Below are 22,518 nucleotides of genomic sequence, written 5' to 3'. Positions count from 1 at the left end.
CATTTCCCGGCACGATCAAACCTTTATCTCTAGCCATTTGTCTCCAGTTTCGCAGTGACTGAGGCGTGAGATTAAGCGCAATGGCGAGTTCTGCCACTGAGCGATTTAGAGGCGGCATCATTTGCAAGACGACCCAATCTTTGAAGTCGTCGTCGTAGCGTTTGCCTAGATTGGACATTGTTATGCACCTTCGCCCTCTTGAATGAATGAGTCAATCAACAAGGGTGACAGGTAGCCTGACACGGAGGGGTTTTGTCTAAAAAAGGCTCGCCAGTCAGACTGTGCGGGCCCTTCACGTTTGAGGTTTTTTTACATCGACAGGATCAAGCGCCCGGCAAACAGGATCAGAATCACCCCCATTGTCCGTTCAAACCAATGGCCCATGCGCATGAACAGCAACCGTACCCGGGCACTGGAAAAGAACAGTGCGACGATCACAAACCACAGTGCATTCACAAAACACATCCAGACCCCATAAAGCGCTTGGACTTTGAGTGGCGTTGTGGCGCTGATGATGGTGGTGAAAATCGCCAGAAAAAACAGCGTCGCCTTGGGATTGGTCGCGTTGGTCAGAAACCCGGTGGTAAATGCCTTCAACAGTGTTTGTTCGGCGACGGGTTCGTCCGAGCCTTTATCGCCCTCAAGTGCGGACTTGGGTCTGCTGCGCAACAGGCTGACACCGAGGTACAAAATGTAGGCGCCGCCCGCGACCTTGGCCACCGTCAACAGCCAAGGCGTGGTATGCATCAGTGCGCCGACCCCGAGCAGGGTGTACAGCACGTGCACGGAAATCCCCGCGCCGATACCCAACGCCGTGCAGATGCCCACCCATCGGCCGAAACGCACGCTCTGGCGAATGGTCACGGCGAAATCCGGCCCAGGTGCGACCACGGCCAGAAAGTGAATAGTCGCCAGCGCCAGAAATTCGCCCAGGTAATTTGAAAGCATCTCAACTCCAGAAGGTCAGGGGTGAAGCATTGCCGCGGTAACCGACAAAGAACGAAAGGCTCAGGCGTGGATCCGCCACGCCCGGTGTCACCGAGTGCATGCGACGCGAATTGAACATGATGAAATCGCCTGGCTCAGGGCGAATCTCCAGGGTCGGAGGGCCTAGCAGGGCGGGGTCGATGCCGTAACTGTCGCCGCGCATGTTGTCAAACTGATCCGGCGAAATGTCGTCGTCCCACACCTGCAGAGCACCGCCCTCGGCCGGCATGTTCAGGTAAACGTTGCAGGCGAACTGCGCTTCCAGGCTTCTGGCCTGGTAACTGTCCGGAGCGTCCTTGGCGAAAATATCGTGGTGGGCAAGGAAGCAAACCCCTGGTTTCACCACCCGTGACAGCCCGACATACATCTTGCGGCCATAGAGGTTTTCCAGGTGTGCACCCGCCGGCCAGGATTCATCGAGCATGCAGCGCAGGGTGTCGACCGGGGACGAATAGGGCGCACAACGGTTACGCAACTCCGCAATGTTGCGGGTGGCGCGTTCGAAGTAGTCTTCGATCAGCAGCGGCTGGTTTTCCGCTTCATAAAACGCCATGCCGATGCGGCCGATACTCGGCGCATTGATATAGCCCTCGAAGCCCGGGGCGAGGATCTTGTCGCCAATCTGAATCGCCAGCGACTGGGGCAACAAGCCCTTGACGCGGATGGCGAGGACTTCTTCATTGGCCAGTTTTATTATGCACGTCTCATCGAGACGCTCGACGTCAAGCATCATCTCTTAGGTCCATCTATCAGATAGTCAACAGAACCCGCGAACGCAGGCTCCCCCGGCGTCAGGCGATGACGGTGCTGGCATCGCCCAAATGCTCAATCCACGTTGTAGTGGACTGACAGCGTTCCCTTCTTCAATGAAAGGGACGCGATCGTGACTGTGCCCAACTCCTTCAGGCTCCGAACATGGGTGCCGCCGCAGCCGTAGGCGGGCAGTTCACCGAAACCGATTTCCCGGGCGCCTTCGCGCAACGACGTCAGACGCGGAAAATCCTGGGTAGCCCACTGTTCGATGCCAAGTTGGATGGTTTGGGCATCGATATCCTGTGCGCATTCCAGAGCCTTGAACTGCACGCGGCCTTCGCCCGGCCAGTGATGCGCCTTCATCGGCATCCAGCCCTTGGCTTGGACGAAGTGGCCGATCAGATGCCCGGCTGAATGCATGCGTGTATTGAACTGACGACGCTCCCCGTCCACCCGAATCAGGGTCATGCCAGATTTTACCGGTTGGTCGACGAAATGAATGATCCGGTCAGGGTCCTGGATGACGCGCAGTACCTGGCTATCGCCGATCCAGCCCGTATCAAAGGGCTGTCCGCCACCCTGGGGGTGAAACAGCGTGGCACGCAGAACCACCGCATATTCGTTCTCGTAGGGCGTGCAATCCAGGACTTCCACATTAGCCTTGAGGTCATCGCTATGGAAAAAGAGGCGAAGCGTCATATTCCATGCCCTTATTAAAGTTTCTATTTTTATTATATGAAGCGTGGAATTGCGTGATAATCCGTTCAATCATCAAAGGACTGTTGCGCTGTGAGCATAAATCTTCCGCTACCGCTGCTCGGTGAAATGGCGATTTTCGTCAAGGTGGTCGAGACCGGCAGCTTTTCTGAAGCGGCCCGTCAACTGGGCACTTCTCCTTCGGCGGTCAGCCGCAGTATTTCCCGTCTGGAGAAGGCGCTGGCCACGCGTCTGTTGCAACGAACCACGCGTAAATTGCGGCTGAGCGACGGGGGCGAAGAGGTATTCAAGCGCTGCCAGGAAATGGTCAGCGCCGCCAAATCGGTGATGGAAATCAGCGGGCAGTTCACCCAGGAAGCCGAAGGGTTGGTGCGGGTCAGTGTGCCCAAGGCCGTGGGGCGATTCGTGATTCACCCGCATATGCCGGAGTTTCTGCGGCGTTATCCCAAAGTCGATGTGGAGCTGTTGCTTGAGGATCGGCAGGTGGATCTGATTGACGACCATGTTGATCTCGCCATCCGTATTACCGATCAACCACCCGCCGGTTTGGTCGGACGGCAATTGCTGACCATCGACCATTTGCTCTGCGCCACGCCGCAATACCTGGCCGAACACGGTACACCGACCCATCCTCACGACTTGCTCAACCACAGCTGCATCTATCTGGGTGAAACCCCGAGCGATGCGCGCTGGAAGTTCAAGAAAGGCACCAAAGCGGTCACAGTCGGCGTGCGTGGGCGATACGCCGCCAATCACACCGGTGTGCGATTGGGCGCGGTGTTGCAGCACATCGGCATTGGCAGCCTGCCGTATTTCACGGCGCGTTATGCGTTGGAGCAGGGGCTGATCGTCCAGGTGTTGCCGGAGTGGACGTTTCTGGCGTCGTACCACGGCGGCGCGTGGTTGTTGCATTCGCCGACGCGTTATCTGCCGCCGAAATTGCGGGTGTTTATCGACTATCTGGTGGAGTGTCTGGAGAAGGAGCCGACGCTGAGCAAGCAGGGGAAGCCGGGCAAAATTGCGGGGGAATATGAGTTGCCTGAGAGCGATGGGTTGCTTTGACTGACGCTATCGCGGGCTTGTCCGCGAAGGCGTCCTTACAGGCACCATATCAACCAGCGAAAAAAAGGCCCGCATGTTCAATCATGCGGGCCTTTTGTATAACTGATCGGGGATCAGTGCTTGGCGTCGTCGTTCGACATCGCCAGCAGCTGCTTTTCCTGGTTCCAGTCAAACGGTTCGTCGTTCTGTTCAGCTTCGAAACGACGTTCTTCCAGCGCCTGGTACAGATCGATTTCTTCATCGGGCATGTAATGCAGGCAGTCACCGGCGAAGTACCACAGCAGGTCACGCGGGACCAGGTGGGCAATTTGCGGGTAGCGGGTGATCACCTGGCACAGAATGTCCTGGCCCAGGTATTGGCTTTCGATCGGATCGACCGGCAGCAACGCACGCAGTTCGTCGAAGCGCTCCAGGAACAAGGCATGGCTTTCTTCGGGAACCTGTTCGGCCTCACCCACGGCGACCAGGATGCTGCGCAAGTGGTCAAGCAAGACGAGATGGTCGGCAACGACGTTGGACACGAGATAAGTCCTCAAGAGCAAAACGGGCGCGGGAGTATAAAGCGCCCGCGCCCATTTTGCATTGGCGTACATGTATGGCTGGATCAGCGGACCTTTCCTTGCGCCAGCGCCAACTCTTCTTTATCGAAATCATCGACATCAATCACCTTGCGTCGCGCCGCTTCGGCGGCACGCAGTGTCTGCGCTTCCGCTGCCTGCAATACGCCCGCTTCCAGCGCTGCATCAATGACGTTTTCCCCGGCGGCCGGTTTGAGCTGGCCACTTTTGAGCGCCTGGTGCAGTTTTTTCTGCAGTGGCTGCGCTGCATTGAGCAAATTACAGGCGTGTTGCAAAGCCCCGACAGCGTCATCGGTCGATTGCGGTCGATAGCAACCACCCAGCAACTCTTCGAGTGTCGGGTCGCCCTTGGCGCGGCCAATCACGGCGGCTACTTCTGCGCCGAGAGAATCGGATGGCCCTTTGTGTCGACGGCCGAACGGGAACACGATGATCCGCAGCAGGCAACCCAGCACCTTGTTCGGGAAATTGGTCAGCAGTTCATCCAGTGCTCGTTCCGACTGGCCAAGGCTTTCCTCCATGGCCCAGGTAAACAGCGGCGCCATGTGCTCCGGTGAATCGAGATCGTGGTAACGCTTGAGGGCGGCAGAGGCGAGGTACAGATTGCTGAGCACATCCCCCAGGCGGGCCGACAGGCGTTCGCGGCGTTTCAACTCGCCGCCCAGCAGCATCATGCTCAGGTCCGCCAGCAGGGCGAACGCCGCGGCCTGGCGGTTGAGCGCCCGGAAGTAACCCTGACTGAGCTTGTTGCCCGGAGTGTGTTCGAAGTGCCCGAAACCGAGGTTCAGCACCAGTGTGCTGGCGGCGTTGCTCACGGCAAAACCGATGTGCTTGAGCAATAGGCCATCGAACTCGGTGAGCGCCTGGTCCTTGTCTTCGCGGCCGGCGAGGGCCATTTCCTTGAGCACGAACGGATGGCAACGAATCGCCCCCTGGCCGAAGATCATCAGGTTGCGCGAGAGAATGTTCGCGCCTTCCACGGTGATGAAAATCGGCGCGCCATTCCAGCCGCGGCCGAGGTAGTTGTTCGGCCCCATGATGATGGCTTTACCACCGTGAACATCCATCGCATGGCTGATGCACTCGCGACCGCGCTCGGTGAGGTGGTACTTGAGAATCGCCGACAGCACCGATGGTTTCTCGCCCAGATCCACCGCGTTGGCGGTCAGCATGCGCGCCGCGTCCATCATCCAGGCGTTGCCGCCGATGCGCGCCATGGCTTCCTGAATCCCTTCGAACGCCGACAGTGGCACGTTGAATTGTTCGCGAACGTGGGCGTACTGGCCGGTCACCAGACTGGTGAATTTGGCAGCGCCGGTGCCGACAGCCGGCAACGAAATCGAACGCCCGACCGACAGGCAATTCATCAGCATCATCCAGCCTTTGCCGAGCATTTCCTGGCCGCCGATCAGGAAGTCGAGCGGCACGAACACGTCCTTGCCAGAGTTCGGGCCGTTCATGAACGCGGCACCCAGTGGCAAGTGACGGCGACCGATTTCCACGCCTGCAGTGTCGGTCGGGATCAGGGCCAGGCTGATGCCCAGGTCTTCTTCGTCACCCAGCAAATGGTCCGGGTCATAGGCCTTGAAGGCGAGGCCGAGCAGGGTCGCTACCGGGCCGAGGGTGATGTAACGCTTTTCCCAATTCAGGCGCAGACCAAGGGTTTCCTTGCCTTCCCATTCACCTTTGCAGATCACTCCGGTGTCGGGCATTGCCCCGGCGTCGGAACCGGCCAGCGGGCCAGTCAACGCGAAACAAGGAATGTCGTCGCCTCGGGCCAGGCGTGGCAGGTAATGGTTGCGTTGTTCATCGGTGCCGTAATGCAGCAGCAGTTCGGCGGGGCCGAGTGAATTGGGGACCATTACGGTGGATGCGAGGTCGCCGCTGCGGGTCGCCAGTTTCATGGCGACCTGTGAGTGCGCATAGGCGGAGAAGCCTTTGCCGCCGAATTCTTTGGGAATGATCAGCGCGAAGAAGCCGTTTTCCTTGATGTGCGTCCAGGCCGCGGCGGGCAGGTCCATGTCTTGCCCGATCTGCCAGTCGGTGACCATGGCGCAGAGCTCTTCGGTCGGGCCATCGATGAAGGCCTCTTCCTCTTCGCTCAGTTGGACTTTTGGATAGGACAACAGCTTGTCCCAGTCAGGGCGACCGCTGAACAGTTCGCCGTCCCACCACACGGTGCCGGCGTCGATGGCGTCGCGTTCGGTTTGCGACATCGGTGGCAGGGTTTTCTGGAACCAGTTGAACAGCGGCGCGCTGAAGAACTTGCGACGCAGGTCGGGCAGCAACAATGGCGCCGCAACGGCTGCGATCAACACCCAGTACAACAGCAGCAGCCAACCGGGCGCACGGCTGAAAGCCCCCATTGCCACCACGTAAACGGCAACGATGCAAAGAGCGGGCAGGGGAGCGATGCGACGGTGGGCTAACCAGGCTATCCCGACAACCAGAACCAGTATCCACAACAGCAGCATATTTAATCCTCCGTGAACCAGGGTAAATCCAACCTTCAGAGCTTAGACGGCATCCGCCAAACAGGGTGGTCAGAGCGATGTGATTGAAATCGTGGGAAACCCTGGATGAGATTTGTAGGCTCGGTTGGCAACACGCTCGGGAAATCGTTCGTTTCCTACGCGGCAATGCGCCCAAGTTTGGCCGAAACGTCGTTATCTCTGTGCTGAACCTGTCGTTAGACTCCGGGCTTCCCCTGGAGATTATTCTCATGCACGAGTACTTGAGTCCTGGCCGCTTCATCGATAGTGACCACCCCTCGGTGATGGAGTTCGCCGAACAACATCGCGGCAGCCGTCGAGATCCGGTCGAACAGGCGATCGGCCTTTATTACGCGGTGCGTGAGGCCGTGCGCTACAACCCCTATACGTTCAGCCGCGACCCGGAGACCCTGCGCGGCAGTTATGCGCTGGCCACCGGGGAAAGCTATTGCGTGCCCAAAGCCACGTTACTGGCCGGTGCCGCAAGACATTGCGGGATCCCGGCGCGGATCGGACTGGCCGATGTGCGCAATCACCTGTCGACCCCACGTTTGCTTGAATTGCTCAAGAGCGATGTGTTTGCGATGCACGGCTATACGGAGCTGTATCTGAATGACCGGTGGGTCAAGTCAACCCCGGCGTTCAACCAAAAACTCTGTGAACTGTTCAATGTCGCGCCGCTGGAATTCGACGGCATCAACGACAGTGTTTTTCATCCGTTCAATCGCGATGGCGCGCAGTTGATGGAATACCTGGTCGACCACGGCCAGTTCACCGATGTGCCGCAAGCATTCTTTTTCGAACACTTGGAAAAGTGCTATCCGCACCTGTTCAGCGAGCAACTGCCCTTGCTGCTGGGGGATATGCAGAGCGATTTGAGTCGCGCCTGATCCGGCGTATGCTGCCTGCCCACTTGTCGAAAAAGAGGCGGTCATGCTGAAGATCTGGGGTCGGAAAAACTCGTCGAATGTCAAAAAGCCATTGTGGGCCGCCGAAGAACTGGGGTTGGCCTACGAGGCGATTGATGCAGGCGGCGCCTTTGGTGTCGTCGATACGCCGCAGTATCGGGCGATGAATCCCAATGGTCGCGTGCCGGTGATCGAAGACGACGGTTTTGTGCTGTGGGAATCCAACGCCATCGTGCGTTACCTGATGGCTTTTCATGCCAACGGCAGCGCCTGGTATCCGGCGGATATAAAAGCCCGCGCCACGGCCGACAAGTGGATGGACTGGACCACCTCAAGTCTAGCGGGCCCGTTCCGCACCGTATTCTGGGGCGTGTTGCGCACCCCGGCAGATCAGCAGGACTGGTCGGCCATCAACGCCGCTATCAAGGAATGCGAGGATCTGCTGTCGATGGCCAATCAGGCATTGGCCGCCAAACCGTACCTGTCCGGCGACGAAATCGGCATGGGCGACATCCCGCTCGGCAGTTTTATTTATGCCTGGTTCGAGATGCCGATCGAGCGCGCACCGCAACCGCATCTTGAAGCCTGGTACGCCCGGTTGAAACAGCGTCCGGCGTATCAAAAAGCCGTTATGACTGCGTTGACTTAATACTCACTATCGACACACTTGACTGTACTTGTGTGGCGGCGACAAGCACCATTGCGCTCACGCGCCGCGGTTGTACCTGTCGCCGCCGGCCGTCTTTTATTCCTTTCTTCCTTCTTGGTGCGTAATCCGATATGAGTTCCGCTCTGTCCATCCGGCAGCTAACCAAAACCTACGGCAACGGTTTCCAGGCCCTGAGTGGTATCGATCTGGACGTCGCCGAAGGTGACTTCTTCGCCTTGCTCGGGCCTAACGGCGCCGGCAAATCCACGACCATCGGCATTCTCTCGACCCTGGTGAACAAGACCAGTGGAACGGTGAATATCTTCGGTCACGACCTGGACAAAAATCCTGCGCAACTCAAGCGCTCCATCGGCGTGGTACCCCAGGAATTCAACTTCAACCAGTTCGAAAAGACCTTCGATATCGTCGTGACCCAGGCCGGTTACTACGGCATACCGGCGAAAATCGCCAAGGAACGCGCCGAGCAATACCTGACCCAACTGGGGCTGTGGGACAAACGCGATACACCTTCACGCTCGCTGTCTGGCGGTATGAAGCGACGCCTGATGATCGCTCGTGCGCTGGTTCATGAGCCGCGCCTGCTGATCCTCGATGAACCAACCGCAGGGGTGGACATCGAACTGCGTCGCTCGATGTGGACCTTTCTCACCGAACTGAACCAGAAAGGCATCACCATCATCCTCACCACGCACTATCTGGAAGAGGCTGAGCAGTTGTGTCGCAACATCGGCATCATCGACCACGGCACCATCGTCGAGAACACCAGCATGAAACAGTTGCTCAGCCAACTGCATGTGGAAACGTTCCTGCTCGATACCAAAAACACCTTGACCAGTGCGCCGCAGTTGCTCGGCTATCCGACCAGGCTGATCGACAGCCACACCGTGGAAGTGCAGGTCGACAAAGCCATGGGCATCACCGCGCTGTTTACTCAGTTGGCGCAGCAAAACATCGAAGTGCTGAGCCTGCGCAACAAAACCAATCGCCTCGAGGAGTTGTTCGTGTCTCTGGTGGAGAAAAATCTGTCGAAGGTGGCGGTATGAGTTCCGAGCTGCAACCCAACCTCGTTGCCCTCAATACCATCGTTTACCGTGAGGTCCGGCGCTTTACCCGAATCTGGCCGCAGACGCTGCTGCCGCCGGCCATCACCATGGTTTTGTACTTCGTGATCTTCGGCAATCTGATCGGTCGCCAGATCGGTGACATGGGCGGCTTCACCTACATGGAGTACATCGTGCCGGGGCTGATCATGATGTCGGTGATCACCAACTCCTACGGCAACGTGGTGTCGAGTTTCTTTGGCAGCAAGTTCCAGCGTTCCATCGAGGAGTTGATGGTGTCGCCGGTCTCGCCGCATACGATTCTGATCGGCTACACCCTGGGTGGCGTGCTGCGCGGGCTGATGGTCGGGGTCATCGTGACGTTGCTGTCGCTGTTCTTCACGGATTTGCAAGTGCATCACCTGGGCGTAACCATTCTGGTGGTGGTGCTGACCGCGACGATTTTCTCGCTGCTGGGCTTCATCAACGCCGTGTTTGCGCGCAATTTCGATGACATCTCGATCATCCCGACGTTCGTGCTGACACCGCTGACTTACCTGGGCGGGGTGTTTTACTCGATCTCCCTGTTGCCGCCGTTCTGGCAGACCGTGTCCCTGGCGAACCCGGTTCTGCACATGGTGAACGCTTTCCGTTACGGCATTCTCGGCGTTTCGGACATCCGGATCAGCATCGCGATCACCTTCATGCTGGTGGCGACCGTCGTGTTGTACATCGGTTGCGCACGGTTGCTGGTCAGTGGTCGCGGGATGCGTACCTGATCAAGACCGCAGCGCCCCCATCGCGGGCAAGCCCGCTCCCACAGGGGATCTTCAGCGAGACATAGATCCCGTGTGGGAGCAGGCTTGCCCGCGATGGCGCCAGTTCAAACACTACATACAAAAACGGCCTCCAAAAATGGAGGCCGTTTTGCATTCTACATCCGGCTTTTCTTGCGTCGCCTCCACTGCCGCGCCACCCACCAGCGCCAATACATCATGGTCAGGAAATAGGCGAGGGCACCCATTACCAGTCCGGTGAGTACCGACCCCAGCAAAAACGGTTGCCATAACGTGGACAGCTCGCTCCTGACCCATTCCCAGGACAATGAGTCCGGCAACTGGCGGGTGGGCACATCCAACAGCCAGGCACCGGTCTGGTACGTGCAGAAAAATACGGCAGGCATGGTAATCGGGTTGGTCAACCAGACCAGGCTCACCGCAATCGGCATATTGCCCCGGACCATGATGGCAAGCACTGCAGCCAGCAGCATTTGCATCGGGACCGGCAAAAACGCCGCAAACAGGCCAACTGCCATCGCCCGAGCCACAGAGTGGCGGTTGAGGTGCCAGAGGTTGGGGTCATGCAGCAACGTGCCGAGAAAGCGTAAGGATTTGTGTTCCTTGATGCTGGTCGGGTCTGGCATGTAGCGTTTGAACAAGCGCCGGGGCATAAGGCTTCTCGGTCGGTTAAGGCGGCAAGTATGTCTGGATTCTTCGAACCACCCATTCAGACTTTGTGACAATTATTAACGGCGTCTGTGCGATTAGCCGGCTAAGCCTAAGCCAAGATGGGAACTCTCCAGGAGGAGTGTATGCGCACAGGGACGTTAGCGCTGGCGTTGGGTCTGTTGGCCTTGCGTTTTTTGCCGGTTTTACCGCCGGTCGGGTTATGGATGTTACTGCCGCCAGTGGGTTTGATGCTGTTGCCTTTTCGGACCTATCCGTTGGCGTTTTTCCTGTTCGGCTTCAGTTGGGCGTGCGCGAATGCGCAGTGGGCGCTGGATGATCGCCTGCCACTGAAACTTGATGGGGAAACCCGCTGGATAGAAGGGCGGGTGACGGGGTTGCCGCAAAATGCCGACGGCGTGGTGCAATTCGAATTGGCGGACAGCCAATCACGCCGAACGAAGTTGCCCCAGCGTTTGCGGTTGGCCTGGTACGACGGACCGTCCGTCAACAGTGGCGAGCGCTGGCGACTGGCGGTCAAGTTGAAGCGACCCTCTGGGCTGCTCAATCCGCATGCCTTCGATTACGACGCCTGGTTACTGGCGCAACACATCGGAGCGACCGGGACGGTCAAGGCGGGTGAGCGGCTCAACGAAGCCCAATGGGCCTGGCGCGACGGCATCCGCCAGCGTTTACAAGCGATCGATGCCCAGGGCCGAACCGCAGCGTTGACGGCGCTGGTACTCGGTGACGGCGCCGGGCTGAGTCGTGAGGAATGGCAAGTGCTGCAAGACACCGGCACCGTGCATCTGCTGGTGATATCCGGGCAGCACATTGGATTGTTGGCGGGGTTGGTCTATCAGCTGATCGCCGGGCTGGCACGTTTCGGGCTGTGGCCAGGGCGTTTGCCGTGGCTGCCCTGGGCCTGCGGGCTGGCGTTTTCGGCAGCGCTGGCTTACGGGCTGCTGGCCGGCTTCGACGTTCCGGTGCAACGCGCTTGCGTGATGATTGGTCTGGTGCTGTTGTGGCGGCTGCGCTTTCGTCACCTCGGCGCCTGGTGGCCGCTGCTACTGGCGCTGAATGGCGTTTTGCTGCTGGATCCGTTGGCCAGTTTGCAACCGGGCTTCTGGTTGTCCTTCGCCGCCGTGGCGGTGTTGATCTTCACTTTTGGCGGGCGGTTGGGGCCTTGGCGATGGTGGCAAACCTGGACCCGGGCTCAATGGCTGATCGCAATCGGTCTGTGCCCGTTGCTGCTGGTGCTCGGCCTGCCAATCAGCCTCAGCGGGCCGGTGGCCAATTTGCTGGCGGTGCCCTGGATCAGTCTGGTGGTGTTACCACCTGCCTTGCTCGGGACATTCTTGTTACCCATCCCCTATGCGGGTGAAGGGTTGCTGTGGCTGGCGGGTGGTTTGATCGACGGGCTGTTCAAGGTGTTGGCATTGATGGCCGGGCAATTGCCCGCGTGGGTGCCGGTGGCTGTGCCATTGTGGAGTTGGGCGCTCGGTACTTTGGGGGCCTTTCTACTCTTGCTGCCACGGGGTGTGCCGTTGCGCCCATTGGGGTGGCCGTTGTTGCTGTTGCTGGTTTTTCCGCCTCGGCCGTTGTTGTCTGAAGGCATGGCCGATGTCTGGCAACTGGACGTCGGCCAAGGGTTGGCTATCCTCGTGCGTACCCGCCATCACACGCTGTTGTATGACGCCGGACCGCGTTTCGGCGACCTCGACCTTGGTGAGCGGGTGGTGCTGCCGTCGTTGCGCAAACTCGGGGTAAGGGGGCTCGATCTGATGCTGATCAGCCACGCCGATGCCGATCACGCCGGCGGTGCGCGAGCAGTGGCCAATGGTTTGCCTGTCAAGCGGGTGCTCAGTGGCGATCCCGAGGGTTTGCCTGTCGAGCTGCAAGCCCAAGGGTGTGAAAGTGGCCGGCAATGGAACTGGGACGGAGTGAATTTCCAACTGTGGCAATGGACGTCAGCCCATGACAGCAATCAGAAGTCCTGCGTCTTGCAAATAGAGGCCAGCGGCGAGCGTCTGTTGCTGACCGGCGATATCGACATCGCTGCCGAACGGGCCTTGCTTGAGAGTCCTCTGGCGGTGGTCACCGATTGGTTGCAGTCACCGCATCACGGCAGCCGCAGTTCCTCGTCGATGCCCCTGTTGAGCGTGTTGCAACCCAAGGCGGTGTTGATTTCCCGTGGGCAGGGCAATTCTTTTGGCCATCCGCACCCCACGGTTGTAGCGCGCTATCAAAAACGCGGCATGGCGATTTACGACAGCGCCGAGCAAGGGGCCATTCATCTGCAATTGGGGCGTTTCAAGCCACCGTGGACAATGCGTCTGGAACGGCGTTTCTGGCGCGCTCCGCCATCTATCAATAAATAGCCGGGAGTTATTAAAGCTCGACCGGAAGCGACATCACGGTCTTCGGTGCGCTCACCCCCTATGTTAGAGTGGCGCACTTTTTCGAGGGGATTGTCACTGTGTGGGAATTGGTCAAATCCGGCGGTTGGATGATGCTGCCGATCATTCTGAGTTCCATCGCGGCCATGGCGATCGTCGCCGAGCGTCTCTGGACCCTGCGAAGCAGCCGTGTGACCCCGGAGCATCTACTCGGACAGGTCTGGGTGTGGATCAAGGACAAGCAACTCAATAAAGAAAAACTCAAGGAGCTGCGCGCCAACTCACCGTTGGGCGAGATCCTCGCGGCGGGCCTTGCCAACTCCAAACATGGTCGCGAGATCATGAAAGAGTGCATCGAAGAGGCCGCTGCGCGGGTGATTCACGAACTCGAACGCTACATCAATGCCTTGGGCACCATTGCTGCCATGGCCCCGTTGCTGGGTTTGCTGGGCACGGTGTTGGGCATGATCGATATTTTCAGCGCATTCATGGGCACGGGCATGGGCACTAACGCTGCGGTGCTGGCCGGTGGTATCTCCAAGGCCTTGATCACCACGGCTGCGGGCCTGATGGTCGGCATCCCGGCCGTGTTTTTCCACCGTTTCCTGCAACGCCGCATCGATGAACTGGTGGTGGGCATGGAGCAGGAAGCGATCAAACTGGTCGAGGTGGTGCAGGGTGACCGCGATGTGGACCTGACCGAGGGCAGAGCGTGAAATTCCGCCGCAAGCCGCGGGAAACGGTAGACATCAACCTCGCGTCGCTGATCGACGTGGTGTTTATCCTGCTGCTGTTTTTCGTTGTCACGACCACGTTTACCCGTGAAACCCAGTTGCGAGTCGAACTGCCGGAAGCGATCAGCGGTGCTCCGGCTGAAGATCAACAGGCCAAGCAACTGGACATCGGTATCAACGCCGAAGGCGTGTTCTCGCTGAACAATCGGGTATTGCCCAAGAGCGACCTGGCGACAGTGATGGAAGCGCTGCAAAAAGAATCCAACGGCGACACCAGCCTGCCGCTGTCCATCAGCGCTGACGGCAAGACTCAACATCAGTCCGTCATCACCGCCATGGACGCCGCCGGCAAGCTCGGTTTCAGCCACTTGCGCATGACCACCGTCGAGGCGGCGCCGCCCGCGCCCTGATGGCCATGTCTGATCGCTTGCTCGCCGCATGGTACGAAGGTCATCCGGCCCTGAAGCTGTTGCAGCCACTGGAGTGGTTGTATCGGCGCGTGGTCATGAACAAGCGCAAGCGATTCCTGGCCGGTGAAGGCGAGATCTATCAGCCGCCCGTGCCGTTGATCGTGGTCGGCAATATCACGGTGGGTGGCACCGGCAAGACGCCGCTGATTCTGTGGATGATCGAGCATTGCCAGCGCAGCGGTTTGCGGGTAGGCGTGGTCAGTCGCGGTTACGGCGCCAAACCGCCGCAACTGCCGTGGCGCGTGGAAGCGGATCAAGACGCGGATATGGCGGGTGACGAACCTCTGTTGATCGTCCAGCGCACCGGCGTGCCGTTAATGATCGACCCGGACCGCAGCAGTGCGGTCAAGGCACTGCTGGCGAGCGAGCCGCTGGACCTGATTCTTTCTGACGACGGCATGCAGCATTACCGCATGGCGAGGGATCTGGAACTGGTACTGATCGATGCCGCCCGAGGCCTGGGCAATCAGCGTTGCCTGCCTGCCGGACCATTGCGCGAGCCGGTCGAGCGCCTGCAAAGCGTCGACGCGGTGCTCTACAACGGCGCTGCAGATGATCGCGATGGCGGATTCGCCTTCCAGCTGCAACCCACCGCCCTGATCAATTTGCAAAGCGGTGAGCGGCGCCCCCTCGACCACTTTTGCGCAGGTCAGGCGCTGCACGCCGTGGCCGGGATCGGCAATCCGCAGCGTTTCTTCACAACCCTCGAAACGCTACACTGGCAGCCAGTTCCGCATGCGTTTGCCGACCACGCCGAATACAGCGTGCAAGCCTTGAATTTCACACCGTCATTGCCTTTGGTGATGACTGAAAAGGACGCGGTGAAGTGCCGTGCCTTCGCCGCCGCCGATTGGTGGTACCTGGCGGTCGATGCTGCGCCGTCACCGGCCTTCGTGGCCTGGTTCGATACGCAGCTGATGCGCCTGTTGCCGGATCGACTTTTGCCTTAACTCCGTTTTTATCCAGGGAATGCTCATGGACACCAAATTGCTCGACATCCTCGCTTGCCCGGTCTGCAAAGGCCCACTCAAGCTCAGCGCCGACAAGACCGAGCTGATCAGCAAGGGCGCAGGCCTCGCGTACCCGATCCGCGACGGCATCCCGGTGATGCTCGAAACCGAAGCGCGCACCCTGACCACCGACGAGCGTCTCGATAAATGACCACAGCCTTTACCGTTGTCATTCCATCGCGTTTCGCCTCCACCCGCTTGCCGGGCAAACCACTGCTGTTGATCGCCGGAAAGCCGATGATCCAGCACGTCTGGGAACAGGCCAGCAAAAGCAGCGCACAGCGCGTGGTGGTTGCCACTGACGATGCGCGCATTGCCGAGGCCTGCAACGGGTTCGGCGCTGAAGTCGTGATGACCCGCGAAGACCACAATTCCGGCACCGACCGCCTGGCCGAAGTGGCCGCGAAACTCGGCTTGGCGCCCGACGCCATCGTGGTCAACGTCCAGGGTGATGAACCGTTGATTCCGCCGAGCGTGATCGATCAGGTCGCGGCCAACCTTGCTGCCCACACCGAAGCGCGCATGGCCACCCTGGCCGAGCCGATCAAAGACGTGGAAACCCTGTTCAACCCTAACGTGGTCAAGGTTGTCAGCGACCTCAATGGCCTGGCGCTGACCTTCAGTCGCGCGACATTGCCGTGGGCGCGGGACGCTTTCGCCAAAAGCCGTGAGCAATTGCCCGAAGGCGTGCCGTATCGTCGCCACATCGGCATCTATGCCTATCGCGCCGGTTTCCTGCATGACTTCGTCAGCTGGGGCCCGTGCTGGCTGGAAAACACTGAATCCCTGGAACAACTGCGTGCCCTGTGGCATGGCGTGCGGATTCATGTCGCCGATGCGCTCATCGCGCCGCCTGCTGGTGTAGATACCGTTGAAGACCTTGAGCGCGTTCGCCGCCTGCTGGAGGCCTGATGCGCGTTCTGTTCGTGTGCCTTGGCAACATCTGCCGTTCGCCAACGGCCGAAGGCGTGCTGCGGCACAAACTGCGCGAAGCGGGGCTGGCGGATCAGATTGAAGTCGCCTCCGCCGGCACCGGCGACTGGCACGTCGGCAAGGCGCCGGACAAACGCAGCCAGGCTGCGGCCAAACTGCGTGGTTACGATCTGTCCGCCCAGCGCGCCCAGCAAGTCACCCGCGCCGATTTCGCCACCTACGACCTGATCCTGGCAATGGACAACAGCAACCTGCGCCACCTCAAGGCCTTGCAACCGGCCAAGGGCAAAGCCGAGCTGGACTTGTTCCTGCGTCGCTACCAGTCAGAAATCGATGAAGTGCCGGACCCGTACTACGACGGCGACCAAGGCTTCGAACAGGTGCTGGACCTGATCGAGCGCGCCAGTGATTTGCTGGTGATCGAATTGAAGGGACGGTTATGAGTTTGCAGGTTCAATCACAGGTTTCACTCAAGCCGTTCAACAGCTTCGGGGTCGACGTTCAGGCTCGCCTGTTCGCCGAGGCCCATAGCGATGCCGACGTGCGTGAAGCCCTGGCCTACGCCGCACAACATGACGTTCCGTTATTGGTGATCGGCGGAGGCAGCAATCTGCTGCTGACGGCTGACATCCAGTCGCTGGTGCTGCGCATGGCCACGCGCGGGATTCGTATCCTCAGTGATGACGGCAGCAAAGTCGTGATTGAGGCCGAGGCCGGCGAGCCTTGGCATCCGTTCGTGCAGCACACCCTGGCGCAGGGTTTGTCGGGCCTGGAAAACCTTAGCCTGATCCCGGGCACCGTTGGTGCGGCACCGATGCAAAACATCGGCGCGTATGGGGTTGAGATCAAGGATGTGTTCGCCGGCCTGACCGCGCTGGATCGCCGGACCGGTGAACTGCGGGATTTCACTCTGCAAGAATGCAACTTCGCTTACCGCGACAGCCTGTTCAAGCAGGAGCCGGGGCGCTGGTTGATCCTGCGCGTTCGTTTCACCCTCGACCGCGCTGCGCATCTGCACCTGGAATACGGCCCGGTGCGTCAGCGCCTGACCGAGCAAGGCATCGAGCAGCCGACGGCCACGGATGTCAGCCAGGCGATTTGCAGCATCCGTAATGAAAAGCTCCCGGACCCCACCGTGCTGGGCAATGCCGGTAGCTTCTTCAAGAACCCGTTAGTGCCTGCGGCGCTGGTCGCGCAGCTGAAGGGTGAATACCCGGATCTGGTGGCTTATGCACAACCCAACGGGCAAATGAAACTGGCGGCAGGTTGGTTGATCGAGCGGGCAGGGTGGAAAGGTTTCCGCGACGCCGACGCCGGCGTGCACAAGTTGCAGGCGCTAGTGCTGGTCAACTATGGCAGCGCGACCGGCCTGCAATTGCTCAATCTGGCGCAACGTATCCAGAAGGACATTTCGGAACGTTTCMATGTCGACCTGGAAATGGAGCCCAATCAGTATTGAAGCTAGTCTTTCCAGACTGATTTCAAAAGCCCTGCACACCTTCTACTGTGCAGGGCTTTTTTGTTAATACTGGGTTAACTTAGCCACCTAACGATGCAAACATTTGCTCCACCAAAGGCCCGGTGCAGACATTCCCGTCGCATAAGAGAGCCTCAATAGCCTGAGTCGATCTGCGTATAACGAACCAAGATCCCACGGCAGATTGCTCGACCCCATACCTCAAGAACTATGCGGGCGTGCCCATGAATACTCTGATCCTCAACGGTCAACCCTACAAAATGGATGTTCCTGACGAGATGCCGCTGCTCTGGGCTATTCGCGATGTGGCGGGCGGCCATACAGGAACAAAATTCGGCTGCGGCATGGGCCTGTGTGGCGCCTGTACGATTCATATCGACGGTCAGCCTGCGCGGGCGTGCATTACGACCGTCGGTTCCGCATTTGGGCAGAATGTCACAACGATTGATGAACTGCACAACGATCCGATAGGCAAAATTGTTCAACAAGCCTGGCTCGATACCGCCGTCGCGCAATGCGGTTTCTGTCAGGGCGGGCAGATCATGTCAGCGACAGCGCTGCTCAAAACCAATCCGAACCCCACCGACGCGCAAATCGAAGAAGCGATGGTCGGCAACATTTGCCGTTGCGGGACTTACAATCGGATCAAAACCGCTATCCGTCAGGCCTCCACTCACTTGAAGGAGGCCAAGGCATGAGCCAGCTACCGAGTGATTTTTCCCTGAGTAATCTCAGTCGGCGCGGTTTCCTCAAAGGTGTCGGTGCTACCAGTGCATTGGTGCTGGCGGCCAGTTGGGGCTGGCAGGACGCTTTCGCCGAAGAGGCATCGAAGAAATTTGGCGCCGACGGCATGCCCCACGGCGCGATTGATGATCCCAAGGTGTATGTCAGCATCGCCACCGATGGCACGGTGACCGTGGTCTGCAACCGTTCGGAAATGGGCCAGGGCGTACGCACCAGCCTGACGATGGTGGTGGCCGATGAGCTGGACGCCGACTGGGCGAAGGTGAAAGTGCAACAGGCGCCGGGCGACGAAGTGCGTTTTGGCAACCAGGACACTGACGGCTCGCGCAGCATGCGTCACTGGTACGAGCCGATGCGCCGGTGCGGTGCCGCCGCTCGAACCATGCTGGAGCAGGCCGCCGCCGAGCAGTGGAAAGTGCCGGTTGGCGAGTGCCATGCGCAACTGCACAAAGTCATCCATACACCGACCGGTCGTGAGTTGGGCTATGGCGCCCTGGCCGCGGCGGCCAGTGCGCTGGCGGTGCCCCCTCGCGACAGCGTTCGGCTCAAGGATCCGTCGCAGTTTCTCTACATCGGCAAGGAAGGCACCAAGGCCATCGATGGCGCCGACATCGTCAACGGTCGCGCCATTTACGGGGCCGACGTGTATTTCGACGGCATGCTCTACGCCACCATTGCGCGTCCGGCGGTGTACGGCGGCAAGGTCAAAACCTTCGATGCCAGCGCCGCGATGAAAGTCCCCGGGGTGATCAAGGTGTTGCAGATCGGTGCCAGTCCGGTGCCGTCCGAATTTCAACCTTTGGGTGGCGTGGCCGTGGTGGCCAGGAACACCTGGGCGGCAATCAAGGGCCGCGAGGCGCTGAAGATCGAGTGGGACGACGGCCCGAATGCCAGTTATGACTCGATTGCCTATCGCAAGGAACTGGAAGCCGCGTCCCTCAAGCCCGGCAAAGTAGTGCGCAATACCGGCAACATCGAGGAGGCCATGGACAGCGCCGACAACATCCTCGAAGCGTCCTATTACCTGCCGCACCTGGCGCAGGCGCCAATGGAGCCGATGGTCGCCATTGCCCGCTTCAAGGACGGTGTCTGCGAAGCCTGGGGGCCGAGTCAGGCGCCGMAAGTGACCCGCACAAGGATTGGCGAGCGCCTCGGCATCCCGTTCGATAACGTCACGTTCAACGTCACCTTGCTCGGTGGCGGCTTCGGTCGAAAATCCAAGCCTGACTTCATCATTGAAGCGGCGATCCTCGCCAAGGAGTTCCCCGGCAAGGCGGTACGGGTGCAATGGACCCGTGAAGACGACATCCACTGTTCGTATTTCCACACCGTGTCGGTTGAGTACATGAAAGCCGGCCTGAACAAGGACGGCTTGCCCTCCGCCTGGCTGCACCGCACCGTGGCGCCAAGCATCACTGCGTTGTTTGCGCCAGGCATGAACCATGAAGCGGCGTTTGAGCTGGGCATGGGGTTCACCAACATGGCCTACGCGATTCCCAACGTGCGCCTGGAAAACCCGGAGGCGACGGCGCATACCCGCGTCGGCTGGTATCGCTCGGTGTCGAACATCCCGCACGGCTTTGCGATTCAGAGTTTTGTCGATGAATTGGCGCACAAGGCCGGGCAGGATCCGCTCAAGTACCAGATCAGATTGCTCGGCCCGGACCGTCAGATCGATCCGCGCACCTTGAGTGACGAGTGGAACTACGGCGAATCCCCCGAGCGTTATCCGATCGATACTGCACGGCTACGCACGGTGCTGGAAACCGCCGCCAAGGCCGCCGGTTGGGGGCGCGAGTTGCCAAAAGGCCGAGGTTTGGGGCTGGCGGTTCAGTACAGCTTCGTCACTTATGTGGCGGCGGTGATCGAGGTCGAAGTCAAAGACGACGGCACTCTGATCGTGCACAAGGCTGACATCGCCGTGGATTGCGGGCCGCAAATCAACCCCGAACGCATCCGCTCGCAGTTCGAGGGCGCCTGCGTCATGGGGCTGGGCAACGCAGTGCTGGGGGAGATCAGCTTCAAGGACGGCAAGGTCCAGCAGGACAACTTCCACATGTACGAAGTGGCGCGTATTTCCCTGGCGCCCAAGGAAGTCGCTGTTCATCTGGTCACCCCGCCAGGCGTTGTGCCATTGGGCGGTGTCGGCGAGCCCGGCGTGCCACCGATTGCGCCGGCGCTGTGCAACGCAATCTTCGCCGCCACCGGTAAACGTATCCGCAGCCTGCCGGTTCGCTATCAACTGCAAGGTTGGCAGAAGGCTCCAGCCTGATGGACAGCGTCGATCTGAATGTCCTGCGCAGCGTGCTTGAATGGCGCCGCGCCGGTCAGCGGGTGGTGCTGTACAGCGTGGTCCAGACCTGGGGCACCGCGCCTCGGGCACCCGGCGCCATGTTGGCCCTGCGTGAAGATGGCGTGGTGATCGGCTCGGTGTCGGGCGGTTGTGTCGAGGATGATCTGATTGCCCGGCTGCACGACGGGCGTATCCCGGCTGACGGGCCACCGGTGCAGTTGATCACCTATGGTGTCACCCGCGAGGAGGCCGCGCGGTTTGGATTGCCGTGTGGCGGTACATTACGCCTGACTGAGGAGCAGGTTGGCGATCCGCATTGGGTCGCCGAGTTGCTGACGCGCTGTGAGGCCCATGAAATTGTCGCTCGTGTGGTTGATATTGCGACGGGTGAAGTGCTGTTGCAGTCAGCGGACAAGTTCGATGTGCTGAGTTTTGACGGCCACACGCTACGCGCGATTTATGGCCCGCGTTGGCGCCTGTTACTGATCGGCGCGGGGCAATTGTCCCGTTACGTCGCGGAGATGGCCCGGCTGCTGGACTTTGAAGTGCTGATCTGCGATCCGCGCACTGAGTTCGTTTATGGTTGGGAAGAGCATCACGGTCGTTTTGTCTCGGGCATGCCGGATGAGGCTGTGCTGACGATTCAGGCCGACGAGCGCACGGCCATCGTCGCCCTGACTCACGATCCTCGCCTGGATGACATGGCGCTGCTCACGGCCCTCGATTCCAAGGCTTTTTATGTCGGCGCGCTGGGCTCTCGGGTCAACAGCCTGAAGCGCCGGGCAAACCTTGCCGAGCTTGGCTTGTCGCCACAGGCGATCGAGCGCCTGCATGGCCCGATCGGATTGCACATTGGCAGCCATAGTCCGGCGGAAATTGCCTTGTCACTGATGGCCGAAATTGTCGCGATCAAGAACGGCGTCGAACTGAAGCAAAAGAAACCGTTGCAGGAGGCTATATGAATGAACCCATCGGCGTCATTGTGCTGGCAGCGGGGCAGGGCAGTCGTTTTCGTCAGGTGGCGGGTGATGACAAGGACAAGCTGTTGGCGGATTGCACGGGACGCGACGGCACTGTGCGTTCGGTGATCGAGCAGGTGCTGGTGAGCGTGCCGGCTTCGCTGGAAAAACGGGTGCTGGTGACGACGGAGGATCGCCCGCAAGTGATTCGCATGGCTCAGGCCTACGGTTTCGAGATTGTATTGATCGAAACGACGGGCATGGGTGACAGCATTGCGGCTGGCGTGGCGGCGTGTCCGCAGCTCGATGGCTGGCTGATTGTGTTGGGGGATATGCCGTTTATCTTGCCATCGAGTATTGAGCAGGTAGTGGCGGGGATTGCTGAAGACTCTGTCAGAGTGCCGGTGCATGCGGGCAAGTACGGGCATCCGGTCGGGTTCGGCCGCAGCTTTGGGGTGGGGTTGGCGGGATTGTCTGGTGATCACGGTGCAAAGCCGTTGTTTGCGCAGGGGCGAGTGGTTGAGTTGGCGGTCGATGATCCCGGGGTGGTGTGGGATGTGGATGTGCCTGAAGCACTAGTTTTCAAGCCAGCATAAATTCCCTGTGGGAGCGAGCCTGCTCGCGATGGCGGTGAATCAGCTTGCATCAATTTCGAATGTTAAACCGTCATCGCGAGCAGGCTCGCTCCCACAGGGAATTTATGCTGGCTTGAAAACTAGTGCTTCAGGCACATCCACATCCCACACCACCCCGGGATCATCGACCGCCAACTCAACCACTCGCCCCTGCGCAAACAACGGCTTTGCACCGTGATCACCAGACAATCCCGCCAACCCCACCCCAAAGC

Annotated in this window: 24 protein-coding genes and 1 pseudogene; 17 read left to right on the top strand and 8 right to left on the bottom strand. The window is 59.6% G+C overall.

Annotated features, from left to right (window positions below; all coding sequences use genetic code 11):
• From AC1DSG_RS12805 to AC1DSG_RS12790, 4 genes are all read right to left on the bottom strand, one after another.
• The coding region (locus AC1DSG_RS12805) for a transposase (protein ID WP_477791209.1) at positions 1-178 on the bottom strand (178 nt) is incomplete at its 3' end.
• Between the two features lie 131 nt (positions 179-309).
• A complete protein-coding gene (locus tag AC1DSG_RS12800) occupies positions 310-948 on the bottom strand; it encodes a LysE family translocator (RefSeq protein WP_477791208.1) in 639 nt (212 codons plus the stop codon).
• Between the two features lies 1 nt (position 949).
• The gene (locus tag AC1DSG_RS12795; protein ID WP_477791207.1) at positions 950-1,720 is read right to left on the bottom strand and encodes a 2OG-Fe(II) oxygenase; all 771 of its coding nucleotides are present in this window, start codon (positions 1,718-1,720) and stop codon (positions 950-952) included.
• A gap of 92 nt (positions 1,721-1,812) precedes the next feature.
• Positions 1,813-2,439, bottom strand: coding sequence for an alanyl-tRNA editing protein (locus tag AC1DSG_RS12790; protein WP_477791206.1), 627 nt, complete (start codon positions 2,437-2,439; stop codon positions 1,813-1,815).
• 90 nt (positions 2,440-2,529) lie between these two features.
• Between AC1DSG_RS12790 and AC1DSG_RS12785 the strand changes: the two genes are divergently transcribed.
• Complete coding sequence (locus AC1DSG_RS12785) at positions 2,530-3,519, top strand: LysR family transcriptional regulator (RefSeq protein WP_477791205.1); 990 nt, start codon at positions 2,530-2,532, stop codon at positions 3,517-3,519.
• A 113-nt stretch (positions 3,520-3,632) separates the two neighbouring features.
• On the opposite strand, the gene AC1DSG_RS12780 is transcribed toward AC1DSG_RS12785, so the two are convergent.
• Positions 3,633-4,040, bottom strand: coding sequence for a PA2817 family protein (locus AC1DSG_RS12780; protein ID WP_477791204.1), 408 nt, complete (start codon positions 4,038-4,040; stop codon positions 3,633-3,635).
• An 83-nt stretch (positions 4,041-4,123) separates the two neighbouring features.
• The gene (locus AC1DSG_RS12775; RefSeq protein WP_477791203.1) at positions 4,124-6,571 is read right to left on the bottom strand and encodes an acyl-CoA dehydrogenase; all 2,448 of its coding nucleotides are present in this window, start codon (positions 6,569-6,571) and stop codon (positions 4,124-4,126) included.
• Positions 6,572-6,819: 248 nt separating this feature from the next.
• Between AC1DSG_RS12775 and AC1DSG_RS12770 the strand changes: the two genes are divergently transcribed.
• From AC1DSG_RS12770 to AC1DSG_RS12755, 4 genes are all read left to right on the top strand, one after another.
• Entirely contained in the window at positions 6,820-7,479 is a 660-nt protein-coding gene (locus AC1DSG_RS12770; RefSeq protein ID WP_477791202.1) for a transglutaminase-like domain-containing protein, read from the top strand.
• A gap of 43 nt (positions 7,480-7,522) precedes the next feature.
• A complete protein-coding gene (locus tag AC1DSG_RS12765) occupies positions 7,523-8,146 on the top strand; it encodes a glutathione S-transferase family protein (protein WP_477791201.1) in 624 nt (207 codons plus the stop codon).
• A 131-nt stretch (positions 8,147-8,277) separates the two neighbouring features.
• On the top strand, positions 8,278-9,210 hold the full coding sequence (locus AC1DSG_RS12760) for an ABC transporter ATP-binding protein (RefSeq protein WP_477791200.1): 933 nt from the start codon (positions 8,278-8,280) through the stop codon (positions 9,208-9,210).
• Complete coding sequence (locus AC1DSG_RS12755) at positions 9,207-9,986, top strand: ABC transporter permease (protein WP_477791199.1); 780 nt, start codon at positions 9,207-9,209, stop codon at positions 9,984-9,986. The genes AC1DSG_RS12760 and AC1DSG_RS12755 overlap by 4 nt, the downstream gene beginning before the upstream one ends.
• A gap of 155 nt (positions 9,987-10,141) precedes the next feature.
• Here the strand turns inward: AC1DSG_RS12755 and AC1DSG_RS12750 are convergent, their stop codons facing one another.
• Entirely contained in the window at positions 10,142-10,657 is a 516-nt protein-coding gene (locus AC1DSG_RS12750; protein ID WP_477791198.1) for a DUF2062 domain-containing protein, read from the bottom strand.
• Positions 10,658-10,798: 141 nt separating this feature from the next.
• Between AC1DSG_RS12750 and AC1DSG_RS12745 the strand changes: the two genes are divergently transcribed.
• The 12 genes from AC1DSG_RS12745 to AC1DSG_RS12690 all read left to right on the top strand — a co-directional run bounded on the left by AC1DSG_RS12745 (position 10,799) and on the right by AC1DSG_RS12690 (position 22,267).
• Entirely contained in the window at positions 10,799-13,033 is a 2,235-nt protein-coding gene (locus AC1DSG_RS12745) for a DNA internalization-related competence protein ComEC/Rec2 (RefSeq protein WP_477791197.1), read from the top strand.
• 98 nt (positions 13,034-13,131) lie between these two features.
• Positions 13,132-13,767 carry a MotA/TolQ/ExbB proton channel family protein gene (locus tag AC1DSG_RS12740; protein ID WP_477791196.1) on the top strand — a complete coding sequence of 212 codons (636 nt, stop codon included), beginning with the start codon at positions 13,132-13,134 and terminating at the stop codon, positions 13,765-13,767.
• The gene (locus tag AC1DSG_RS12735) at positions 13,764-14,195 is read left to right on the top strand and encodes an ExbD/TolR family protein (RefSeq protein ID WP_477791195.1); all 432 of its coding nucleotides are present in this window, start codon (positions 13,764-13,766) and stop codon (positions 14,193-14,195) included. The genes AC1DSG_RS12740 and AC1DSG_RS12735 overlap by 4 nt, the downstream gene beginning before the upstream one ends.
• Positions 14,195-15,205, top strand: a complete 1,011-nt coding sequence (gene lpxK, locus AC1DSG_RS12730) for a tetraacyldisaccharide 4'-kinase (RefSeq protein ID WP_477791194.1) — start codon at positions 14,195-14,197, stop codon at positions 15,203-15,205. The genes AC1DSG_RS12735 and lpxK overlap by 1 nt, the downstream gene beginning before the upstream one ends.
• Positions 15,206-15,230: 25 nt before the next feature.
• Positions 15,231-15,416, top strand: coding sequence for a Trm112 family protein (locus AC1DSG_RS12725; RefSeq protein WP_007945752.1), 186 nt, complete (start codon positions 15,231-15,233; stop codon positions 15,414-15,416).
• The gene (gene kdsB, locus AC1DSG_RS12720) at positions 15,413-16,177 is read left to right on the top strand and encodes a 3-deoxy-manno-octulosonate cytidylyltransferase (protein ID WP_477791193.1); all 765 of its coding nucleotides are present in this window, start codon (positions 15,413-15,415) and stop codon (positions 16,175-16,177) included. Before AC1DSG_RS12725 ends, kdsB begins: the two co-directional genes overlap by 4 nt.
• Positions 16,177-16,641: a low molecular weight protein-tyrosine-phosphatase gene (locus AC1DSG_RS12715; protein ID WP_477791192.1), complete on the top strand. Its 465-nt coding sequence runs from the start codon at positions 16,177-16,179 to the stop codon at positions 16,639-16,641. Before kdsB ends, AC1DSG_RS12715 begins: the two co-directional genes overlap by 1 nt.
• Positions 16,638-17,657, top strand: a complete 1,020-nt coding sequence (gene murB, locus AC1DSG_RS12710; protein ID WP_477791191.1) for a UDP-N-acetylmuramate dehydrogenase — start codon at positions 16,638-16,640, stop codon at positions 17,655-17,657. The genes AC1DSG_RS12715 and murB overlap by 4 nt, the downstream gene beginning before the upstream one ends.
• Before the next feature lie 242 nt (positions 17,658-17,899).
• Positions 17,900-18,373 carry a (2Fe-2S)-binding protein gene (locus tag AC1DSG_RS12705; protein ID WP_477791190.1) on the top strand — a complete coding sequence of 158 codons (474 nt, stop codon included), beginning with the start codon at positions 17,900-17,902 and terminating at the stop codon, positions 18,371-18,373.
• Complete coding sequence (locus AC1DSG_RS12700; RefSeq protein WP_477791189.1) at positions 18,370-20,691, top strand: xanthine dehydrogenase family protein molybdopterin-binding subunit; 2,322 nt, start codon at positions 18,370-18,372, stop codon at positions 20,689-20,691. The genes AC1DSG_RS12705 and AC1DSG_RS12700 overlap by 4 nt, the downstream gene beginning before the upstream one ends.
• On the top strand, positions 20,691-21,674 hold the full coding sequence (locus tag AC1DSG_RS12695) for an XdhC family protein (RefSeq protein WP_477791188.1): 984 nt from the start codon (positions 20,691-20,693) through the stop codon (positions 21,672-21,674). Before AC1DSG_RS12700 ends, AC1DSG_RS12695 begins: the two co-directional genes overlap by 1 nt.
• A complete protein-coding gene (locus AC1DSG_RS12690; RefSeq protein WP_477791187.1) occupies positions 21,671-22,267 on the top strand; it encodes a nucleotidyltransferase family protein in 597 nt (198 codons plus the stop codon). The genes AC1DSG_RS12695 and AC1DSG_RS12690 overlap by 4 nt, the downstream gene beginning before the upstream one ends.
• Before the next feature lie 102 nt (positions 22,268-22,369).
• Here the strand turns inward: AC1DSG_RS12690 and AC1DSG_RS12685 are convergent.
• A pseudogene (locus AC1DSG_RS12685) lies at positions 22,370-22,518 on the bottom strand (nucleotidyltransferase family protein); the annotation flags it as partial.

It is taken from the genome of Pseudomonas sp. P5_A12, from assembly GCF_056400685.1.
The sequence above is the reverse complement of the archived record's forward strand: the minus strand, read 5'-3'. Positions and strand labels throughout refer to the sequence as shown.